Here is a 9,266-nt window from a genome sequence, read left to right as displayed (position 1 = left end):
ACCGTTAGCCACCCACTGCCCTGGCGGGCACCACAGATTATGAAGTTGCGTTATTTTCAGGGGAGAAAATTTTGCGTTCGATTGCATGCCCGATTATAGATCCTGCAGCACGAAATCGGGGGGCCGATGCAGCTAAGGAAGCTATGGAGTCGGGATTGGGGCAAAAGGAGAAATGCGGCGGGTCATCGAGGTTCGTCTTACGCAATCTACCGGTCAACCGCCTGTTCCCGCCTTTCCGGCATTTTGGAGGATCGGCAAACAGGGCGCGGACACAGGCGCAGGCGCGGGCGGGAGTGAAGGCAAGAGAACAAGGAGGCAGAACCCGATACATAGCGAACAAGCTGGCTGACTAAGTATGCCGGAAATTTGTAAGATAGCATAAATCAACGAATAGAAACGAGGGCTGCTGAAAAACAAAAGCGGCATGTTTGAGGGGAAATGGCGAGCGGCATAGTATGCTGTCGGTCGATGAATAGTATAGCAAGCAAACGAGCGGTAAGAGGCGGGGAAGCAAGCGAGCGGCGTGCGGCAAGCAAACGAGCGGTAAACGGCGGGAAGCAAGCGAGCGGCGTGCGGCAAGCAAACGAGCGGTAAACGGCGGGGGAGCAAGCGAACGGCGTGCGGCAAGCAAACAAGCGGTAAACAGCGGGGAAGCAAGCGAGCGGCGTGCGGCAAGCAAACGAGCGGCAAACGGCGGGGAAGCAAGCGAACGGCGTGCGGCAAGCAAACGAGCGGCAAGTGTAGTGAGGAGACAAACAATAAAAGGACGGACGGGGCATTTGCGCAAATGCCCCGTCCGTCCTTTTGTTCAGCTTAACTCCCGTTTGCCCGGTTCGCTGCCGATCCAACGGGGGTTAAGTTTTCCCGGCGGAGACACGTCCGTCTCCGGCTTTTGTTCCCACGGCTCCGCCCGCAGGGTGACGCGGAACACGGAGCCTTCGCCTTCGGCGCTTTCCACGACAACGGCGCCGTTCATCAGATCGACGAGCTTTTTTACAATCGCCAGGCCGAGCCCGGTCCCGCCGTATTTTCGGTTCAGCGCCGGGTGCAGCTGCGAGAACGGCTGGAACAGCAGGCTTTGCTTTTCGGCCGGAATGCCGATGCCGGTGTCCCGCACGGCAAGCTCGACCGCCGGCTTCCGGCCGGGCTTCAGAACGCTCCGCGCCGTGATGCTGATGCTTCCCGCCATCGTGAACTTGACCGCATTGCTGATCAGGTTCAGCAGCACCTGGCGGATTCTCGTCCCGTCACCCGTGATAATTACGGGGATGGCCGGATCGCAATCTCCGCTGAGGGCAAGCCCTTTTTCCTCGGCTTTGGGAAGAAACAGATCCGCCACTTCCCGGACGATGCCGCGCAGGTCCACCGGTTCCATGCCAAGCTGCAGCCGGCCGGTTTCGATCTGGCTGAAATCGAGAATTTCGTTCAGCACTTGAAGCAGGGAAGCGCTGCTTTCCTGAATGATCTTGGCGTAGCTCCGCTGCTCCTCGTCCAGTCTGGTTTCGGAAAGCAGCCCGACCATGCCGATAATCCCGTTCATCGGCGTACGGAGCTCATGCCCCATCATCGCCAGAAATTCCGATTTGGCGCGGTCGGCCCGTTCCGCCGATTCCTTGGCGGCCAGAATTTCCCGCTCGTCCGTGATGTCCTGGAACACCACGACGGCGCCTTTTTGTTCGCCCTTGTCGAAGAGAGGGTTGATCCGGTAGGTGGCGAGAAAGCTGGTGCCGTCTTTTCGCCAGAACACCGCCTCACGCCCCCAAAAGGGGACGCCCTCCCGAACCGCCTTCAGCATCGGCGATTGGCCCGGGGGATAGGCGCTTCCGTCGCAGCTAGTCATCAGGTGGTCGGAAAGAAGGCGCCGGCCGATCAAGTCCTCGGGCTCATATCCGATTGCGGCGGCGCCGGCCGGATTGATAAACGTCGTGTTTCCGTCGAGATCGAGACCGAAGATCCCTTCGGAGACGGAATTCAGGAGGAGCGAGTTGTTGTAGCTCAAGTTTTCAATTTGTTCGAGGTACTGCTTCTGCTCGGTGACATCCCGGGAGATGGTGACGATCTCCATCACGGTCTCCCCGTCTCTCCGTGCGAGGCGGCTCATGGTTTCCAGCCAGACGTACGTGCCGTCCTTGCGGCGAAAACGGTGCGGCTGACGGGGGAACTCGTCCATCGCCAAGGAGGACCGAACCATAGTCCGCAGCCCCGCCAGCTCGTCGGGGTGGCAGTAATCAAAAGCGCTCGAGCCTACCATTTCCTCGGGCCGGTACCCCAGAATCGTCTGGCAGGAGGGGGAGGCGTACCGGTAAATCAGCGTGTCGTCCGCCGACAGCCGGGCGACGAAATCCTTTGAATTCTCGGTAATCAGCCGATGATTCCGTTCGCTTTCCTCCAGCTGCTCTTCGATTTTCCGCCGCTCCGTGATGTCCTGCATCATGCCGACCACATGAAAGGGCTGGCCCTCCGGATTCCGGCTCAGGTTCCAAACGGAACGAATGGCTTTCCCGGTTCCGTCGGGCAGGGCGACGCGAAACACCACATCCTGGCCGAGGAAACCGTCCTTCACTACGCCGCGCGCTTCCCGTTCGACCCTGGTCCGGTCGGCGGGATGAATCAAAGCCAGCAGCTCCGCAAGGCCCGAAGCTTCCGGCTTTAAAAACCCGTGAAAAATACGGCAGACCTGCTCGGAAAAAACGATCCCGCCGGCTTCCCGGTCCCACTCGAACGAGCCTATTTGCGCCAGCCGCTGCGCTTCCGCCAGCGTGTCCTGATAATGCTTTTTCTCCGTGACATCCCGGCCGATGGTCAAAATTTTCTCGGGTTCCCCGTGTTCGTTGCGGACGACCTGAAAGGCGGTTTCAATCCAGATGTAATGGCCCTGCTTGTGCCGCAGACGCCGCGTGAACACTTCGCTGTCCGAATACAGCTTTCCGTGCTCGAGCATTTCTTCCGCATCGCTCGGGTGGTAGAGCTCGGTCCGGTTTTTGCCGACAACCTCATGCATTTCGTAACCGGTCACCTTCTTTATGGAAGGAGAACAATAAAGGATCGTGCCGTCCGGGAGGCTGTAGCTGATCACATCCTGCATATTGTCGGAAAGCAGCGTTTTCAGGTCAGGGTTTTCCCAGCGGATCAATTCCGCGTTTTTCTTCTCGGTGATGTCGGAGGCATTGACCAGCAAGAGCGGCTCGCCCGATTCCGTTCCAGCCAAGGAGAGCTGCACGGATACCCAGATCGTACGGCCGTCACTGCGCCGATAAAACTTCTCGGTGGCAAGCGGCTGCCCGCCTTCGCTCAGATGGGAGAGGGCGTCAGACAGCCAGCCCGCACAGCGGAACCCAAGTGCATCGAGCAGATCGTTTTCGGTTATGTGCAGCAGCTCCTTCTCGGTGCATGCAAGCAAGGAGCAAAAAGCGGGGTTGGCCCGGACGAAACGGGCGCTCCGCGGATCAAGGAGAGCCATGCCGTGTGGGGCTTGGGTAAAAAGCTGCTCATATAGCGACGACGGAAGCGACAGGGGGGTAACCACAATTAAAACCTCCTTCGCAAGTCGGCCAAGCTTGCGTGCTCATTCTCTTTTTCGCCGAATTTCTGGGTAGTAGTAGTATACGGTTTTTTTTCGAAGAGAAAAATAGGAACCGTCAGAATTTGTCGAAAAAAACAATTCTTTATCTTTTTTCATGTTCTCCCGCCCGAGACGCCCGGTTTAGCTGATAAAATGCGTCCGGCTTGGTATGATAGCAGAAAGATGGATGGTGGAAAAAGGAGGACCGGATGAAGCAGCTGCCCTTATCGCCTTCGGTTACCGCGTTTGAATACGACAGCCTGAACAATTGCCTCACTTACGTTTACCTCATCGAACGCGAAACGTCCTTTTACCTGATCGATACGTTTTGCGGAGCGGCCAGCATGGAACCGGTGCTTGAGCTCCTCCAGGGGAAGCCGGAAAAGGAGCTTCGGGTCGTCAACACGCATTTTCATTGGGATCACATTTGGGGCAACGGGGCTTTTTCAAAGGCCCGCATCCTGGCGCATCCTTTATGCCGGGAAAAAATCGCGGCGGAATGGGAAACGCAGTGGGCCGGCAACGGACAGCACGCCGAGGGGACGGTCGTCCAAAATCTGCCCGATCTCACGTTTGAAAACCGTCTGGCGTTTCCCGAGGACGGCATTGAGCTTTTTTACAGTCCGGGCCATACCGAGGACAGCATTTCCGTTTTCGACCGCCGGGAAGGCGCGCTTTACGCGGGGGACAACCTGGAGAAGCCGGTTGTCTATGTGGAATGGGACAACATTCCCGCTTATATAAACACGCTGCGGGGCTATACGCAGCTTCAGCCGCACAGCATTCGCGCCGGCCACACGCTGGCATTGGCGCAAGCCGACATCGCGGATACGATCCGCTACCTGGAGCGGCTCTCCGCCGGAGAAGACATCCGTTTCGCCACCGAAGAGGGCAGGAGGGTTCATGAGCAAAATGCCGCTTTTATCCGCAAATGAAGATACCGAGGCCGAAATTCAGCCGCTCCTGCATTTCCGCTTTCGCGGCGCGGACGGGAACCGGACGCTGACGTTCCGCCGCCCCAGCCGCATTGTTGCCGCGAACGGCGCCGGGGAGGTCCGGAACGCGCTTGAGGAAGTGCAGCGCTGCGTGGATCAGGGCTTTTACGCGGCCGGTTATGTCAGCTATGAAGCCGCCCCGGCGTTCGACCCGGCCATGCGGGTGAAGAGCGGCTCAAGACTGCCGCTGCTCTGGTTTGGCTTGTTCGACCGGGCGGAAGAGGAAGCGGAGCTGCCCGGCGAGCAAAGGGACTACTCCCTTTCGGCCTGGGAGCCGGATGTGACCCGGGAGGAGTACGTACGCGCCATTCAAGCCATCCGCGAGGAGATCGCCCGGGGCGAAACTTACCAGGTGAATTATACCTTTCGGCTGCGGGCGGCGTTTGAAGGCTCGGACGCGGCGTTTTTCCGTCGGCTGGCGTCGGCCCAGCAGGCGGGGTATGCCGCGTACTTGAATTTGGGCCGCCACCGGCTTCTGAGCGTTTCGCCGGAGCTGTTCTTCCGCGCGGACGGCCGGATGCTGACCGCCAAGCCGATGAAGGGCACTGCGCCGCGCGGCCTATGGCCAAGCCGGGACCGGGCCAACCGGGAAACGCTGGCCGCTTCGGAGAAGGATCGGGCGGAAAACCTGATGATCGTCGATCTTCTGCGCAACGATCTGGGCCGGCTCGCCCGGCCGGGCAGCGTCCGGGTGCCGAAGCTGTTCGAAATCGAACGCTACCCGACCGTCTATCAGATGACGTCCACCGTGACGGCGGAGCTGGACCGCCCCGCTTCGCTGCCGGAGCTGTTCGCCGCGCTGTTTCCGTGCGGCTCGATCACGGGCGCGCCGAAGATCAGCACGATGAGCCTGATCGAACGGCTGGAGGCTTCGCCGCGCGGGGTTTACTGCGGGGCGATCGGATACGCATCGCCGCACGGGGAAACGGTGTTCAACGTGCCGATCCGCACGGTCTGGATCGACCGGGAAGCGGGAACGGCCGAATACGGCACCGGAGGCGGCATCACTTGGGATTCCACGCCGGGCGGCGAATACGCCGAGGCGCTGGCCAAAGCCGATGTGCTGCTTCGGGCGGCGGGCGGAACGGCCTTCGCCCGGCCGGACTGCGCAGACTTCCGGCTGGTGGAGAGCCTTTTGCTGCGGGATGGAGCGTTTGCGCTGCTCCCGCGCCATTTGGAGCGGCTTGCCGGCTCCGCGGACTCGCTCGGCTTCCCCTTCTCCGAAGAGGAGCTTCGGCGGGCGCTTGAAGCTTGTGCGGCCGGGCATCCCGCGGGCGCCTGGAAGGTCCGCCTGCTGCTCGGAGCGGCAGGCGAGACGGCGTGGGAGGCGGAAGCGATCGAGGCGCCCGGTCCGTTTTCCCTGCAGCCGCCCCGGGAAGGACCGCTCCGCCGGACCGTGCTTTCCGACGAGCCGGTGGACAGCCGTGATCCGTTTTTGTATCACAAGACGACGGAGCGTTCGGTATACGCGCACCATTTTGCCAAAGGAAACGGCGCATTTGACGTGCTGCTTTGGAACGAGAAAGGCGAACTGACCGAGTTCACCCGCGGCAACCTGGTCGTCGAGCTGGACGGGAGGCTTCTGACGCCGCCCGTTTCGGCCGGGCTGCTCGCCGGCACCTTCCGGGAGGAGCTGCTCGGCCGCGGCGCTCTGACCGAAGAGAGCCTGACGCCGGATGATTTGCGGCGCGCCTCGGCGGTCTGGTTTATCAACAGCGTCCGGGGATGGGTAAGAACCGGGACTCATCAATAAACATCCTGACAAGAATGGAGTCGATCCTACATGGCCGATCAGATTAACCGCTGGATCGAGACGCTGTTTGATGCGGCGGGCCTTACGGGATACGGAGTTTTGCTGCTCACGATTCCGCTCGGCATCATCCAGGGCATTTTCGGCGTTTTTCCGTTCGCCACCCTCATCATGATCCATGTTTCCCGGCAGGGCATTGCGCACGGCTTTGCGGCCAGCTGGCTTGTGGGCCTGATCGCGGCGCTTGCGGTATATTTCCTGTGCCGCTCCACCTTTGTCGGCTGGTTCCGCCGCAAGTGGCTTAACAAGCTGGGCCGTTACGCCCGCTGGGAGCGCAACATCGAGCTGTACGGCGGGTGGGCGATCGTGCTGCTGCGCACGATTCCGATCATGCCGAACAACCTGATTTCCTTCCTGGCCGCGCTCGGCCACATGAAGCCCAAAACCTATCTGTGGTCCAACGCGCTCGGGGTCTTCTCGCATATCTGGCTGTTCGGCATTGTCAGCGCTGCGATTGTGTTCCCCGCGCGGGACATGACCGATCTGCTGGTCGCGTACATCGTCTTCTGCGCCGTGCTGATTTCCTGGTTCGGGGTCCGCTATTTCACGAAATACCGCCACATTCGCAAAGGAATGCAGGGAGGAAACCAGCAGGGATAGTTCCGTTCAAACGGTTTGCGCCCTTGAAAAAGCTTCCTTTCGCTTCCTATACTGGGACAGAAGAAGATTGCCATAAAAGCCGGATAAGCCGGCCGGACGAAGCGGCCCGGCAATCCGGCGGATAACGGAGCGTGATCGGATGGAACGCAAATGGACAGAGCTTGAGGCCTCCCTGGACCGGTTTGCGGAGGAGCAGGCCTTTTCGGGTATTGTGCGGATAACCGGCGGCGGGGAGACGGAGCGTTACGCCAAAGCGTTTGGCTATGCCAACCGGAGTGAAAAAGTCCCGAACGCACGGAATACGAGGTTCGGGATTGCGTCCGGCTGCAAGCTGTTTACGGCGGTTGCGGTTTGCCGCCTGGCGGAGCAGGGGAAATTCAGCCTCGACGACCCTCTGTCGGCCTGCCTGGGGGCGGAATTTCCCCGGTTTAACTCCGGCGTGACCGTGCGCCGGCTCCTGACGCATACGTCGGGCATCGCGGATTATTTTGACGAGGAGCTCATGGACGATTTTGAGGAGCTTTGGCGGGAAACGCCCATGTACCGGCTGCGGAAGCCGGCCGATTTTCTGCCGCTGTTTGCCGGAAAACCGATGAAAGGGACGCCCGGTGCGGCTTTTTCCTACAACAACGCCGGGTTTATTCTGCTTGGCCTTTTGGTGGAGGCGCAAAGCGGGCTGCCGTTTCCCCGGTTTGTCGAGGAGCAGGTGTTCGGGCCAAGCGGCATGACCGATTCGGGCTACTTTGCCCTGGACCGTCTGCCGGAACGGACGGCGCTCGGGTACATCGACGAGGAGGGCGGCTGGCGCACTAACGTTTATTCGCTCCCGGTGATCGGAGGGCCGGACGGAGGGGCGTTTACCACAGCCGAGGATCTTTCGCTCTTGTGGCATTCCCTTGCCGGCGGTTCGCTTCTCGGGCCGGACCTGACAAAGGAACTGCTCGCCCCCCAGGTTACAATCGCCCCGAACCGCCATTACGGGCTTGGCGTCTGGATTGAAACGGACCAAGCGGGCGTCCGGCAATACTTTATTATGGGCAGCGATCCGGGCGTGAGCATGGCGTTTTCGGTTTACCCGCAAACCGGGATGGAGATCGCCGTGCTGTCAAACAACGGAACGGGCGCGGGAGCAATTCGCCGGCTGGCGGACCCGGTGCTTTCGTCAGTCTGACGCACGTGCTACACTGAAGACAAGCATTCCCGTTCCCCGGCGGAACGGGGCATCACAGGAGGAGAGCGGAATGACGGAAATCATCGAAGGCATCCCCCAACTGGATGCCTATGAACTGAAAAAGCTTCTGAACGACCCCGCCCGAGACCACGTGTATGTCATCGACGTGCGGGAGCCGGAGGAATACGAGGCCGGGCATATCCCGGGCATTCCCCTTCTGCCGATGGGCGAATTTCCCGATCTGATCGACCGCTTCGACCAATCGGCGGAATACGTCCTGGTCTGCCGCAGCGGCAGCCGCAGCCTGGCGGTAGCCCGGTTTATGAAGCAGGCCGGGATCGCGAACGTGACCAACTTCCGGGGCGGCATGCTGAGCTGGATCGACGCGGTCCGGACGGGGCCGGAGCGTGTGGTGGAGGAGTTCTCCATGGACGGGCTGAAGCGAAACCGGCCGGACTGACCGGCCGGGCGGAGGATGCCATGAAAAAGAAAACCGGCAAGGAGGAACCCGAGCCGACAGGCATTCGGAACGAATACGAAGCGCTCGGCGTGGACGGCTATTACGCCGGCCACGGAGATGCTTACCGCAACCCGCACGAGCCGGTGGTCCGCGAGCTTCTCGGGGCCGCGCTTGAGGCGGGGTTTGTCGGCCGTTCCGTGCTTGACTTGTGCTGCGGCTCGGGAGAAGCGACGCTGGCGCTTGCCGGCTGCGAGGTGACGGGCGTCGATCCGTATACGGGCGAAGCATACCGGGCCCGAACCGGCAAGGAAGCGCTCCCGTACACGTTTCTCGACATCGCCCAAGGCGCGCTCGAAGGCGGGCGCTACGACTCCGTCGTCTGCAGCTTTGCGCTGCACCTGTGCCCCGAATCGCTGCTTCCCCAGGTGCTGTGGCGGCTGGCGGCCTTATCCGGCCGGCTGCTTGTCCTGACGCCGAACAAAAAGCCGGACTGCGACCGGCTGTCGGGCTGGTGGCTGGTGGAGGAGCTGCAGCTGAAGCGCGTCCGGCTTCGGGTCTATGCGCATGAAGGGCATGCGGGAGCGGAGAAGGACGGGGGATTTGCCAGGCCGCCGCGTTGAAGCAGGCCCCGGTGCGGTTCGGCAGGGAGACGCAGGTGTACGCCGGCC

At 61.0% G+C, this 9,266-nt stretch carries 7 protein-coding genes; 6 read left to right on the top strand and 1 reads right to left on the bottom strand.

What is annotated here, in order from left to right; genetic code table 11:
- Positions 1-808: 808 nt before the first annotated feature.
- Positions 809-3,526 carry a PAS domain-containing protein gene (locus AC6I6H_RS19280; protein WP_497955704.1) on the bottom strand — a complete coding sequence of 906 codons (2,718 nt, stop codon included), beginning with the start codon at positions 3,524-3,526 and terminating at the stop codon, positions 809-811.
- A 245-nt stretch (positions 3,527-3,771) separates the two neighbouring features.
- Here AC6I6H_RS19280 and AC6I6H_RS19275 point away from each other — a divergent pair, with 245 nt between their 5' ends.
- The 6 genes from AC6I6H_RS19275 (at position 3,772) to AC6I6H_RS19250 (ending at position 9,218) form a co-directional block, all read left to right on the top strand.
- Complete coding sequence (locus AC6I6H_RS19275; protein ID WP_497955699.1) at positions 3,772-4,497, top strand: MBL fold metallo-hydrolase; 726 nt, start codon at positions 3,772-3,774, stop codon at positions 4,495-4,497.
- Positions 4,466-6,310, top strand: coding sequence for an aminodeoxychorismate synthase component I (gene pabB / locus AC6I6H_RS19270; protein WP_497955696.1), 1,845 nt, complete (start codon positions 4,466-4,468; stop codon positions 6,308-6,310). Before AC6I6H_RS19275 ends, pabB begins: the two co-directional genes overlap by 32 nt.
- Positions 6,311-6,340: 30 nt before the next feature.
- Positions 6,341-6,967, top strand: a complete 627-nt coding sequence (locus AC6I6H_RS19265; RefSeq protein ID WP_497955694.1) for a TVP38/TMEM64 family protein — start codon at positions 6,341-6,343, stop codon at positions 6,965-6,967.
- Positions 6,968-7,106: 139 nt separating this feature from the next.
- Positions 7,107-8,138, top strand: coding sequence for a serine hydrolase domain-containing protein (locus tag AC6I6H_RS19260; RefSeq protein WP_497955690.1), 1,032 nt, complete (start codon positions 7,107-7,109; stop codon positions 8,136-8,138).
- A 70-nt stretch (positions 8,139-8,208) separates the two neighbouring features.
- Complete coding sequence (locus AC6I6H_RS19255) at positions 8,209-8,598, top strand: rhodanese-like domain-containing protein (RefSeq protein WP_497955687.1); 390 nt, start codon at positions 8,209-8,211, stop codon at positions 8,596-8,598.
- Positions 8,599-8,618: 20 nt separating this feature from the next.
- A complete protein-coding gene (locus AC6I6H_RS19250; protein WP_497955683.1) occupies positions 8,619-9,218 on the top strand; it encodes a class I SAM-dependent methyltransferase in 600 nt (199 codons plus the stop codon).
- Positions 9,219-9,266 lie beyond the last annotated feature (48 nt).

This window comes from Gorillibacterium sp. sgz306347, from assembly GCF_059735245.1.
This window is presented reverse-complemented; position numbering and strand designations above follow the sequence as displayed.

Excerpts from the sequence above, each read along its gene's own strand:
- AC6I6H_RS19255 (WP_497955687.1), top strand. The coding sequence starts at position 8,209 with ATGACGGAAATCATCGAAGGCATCCCCCAACTGGATGCCTATGAACTG.
- pabB (WP_497955696.1), top strand. The coding sequence starts at position 4,466 with ATGAGCAAAATGCCGCTTTTATCCGCAAATGAAGATACCGAGGCCGAA.
- AC6I6H_RS19275 (WP_497955699.1), top strand. The coding sequence starts at position 3,772 with ATGAAGCAGCTGCCCTTATCGCCTTCGGTTACCGCGTTTGAATACGAC.
- AC6I6H_RS19250 (WP_497955683.1), top strand. The coding sequence starts at position 8,619 with ATGAAAAAGAAAACCGGCAAGGAGGAACCCGAGCCGACAGGCATTCGG.
- AC6I6H_RS19265 (WP_497955694.1), top strand. The coding sequence starts at position 6,341 with ATGGCCGATCAGATTAACCGCTGGATCGAGACGCTGTTTGATGCGGCG.
- AC6I6H_RS19260 (WP_497955690.1), top strand. The coding sequence starts at position 7,107 with ATGGAACGCAAATGGACAGAGCTTGAGGCCTCCCTGGACCGGTTTGCG.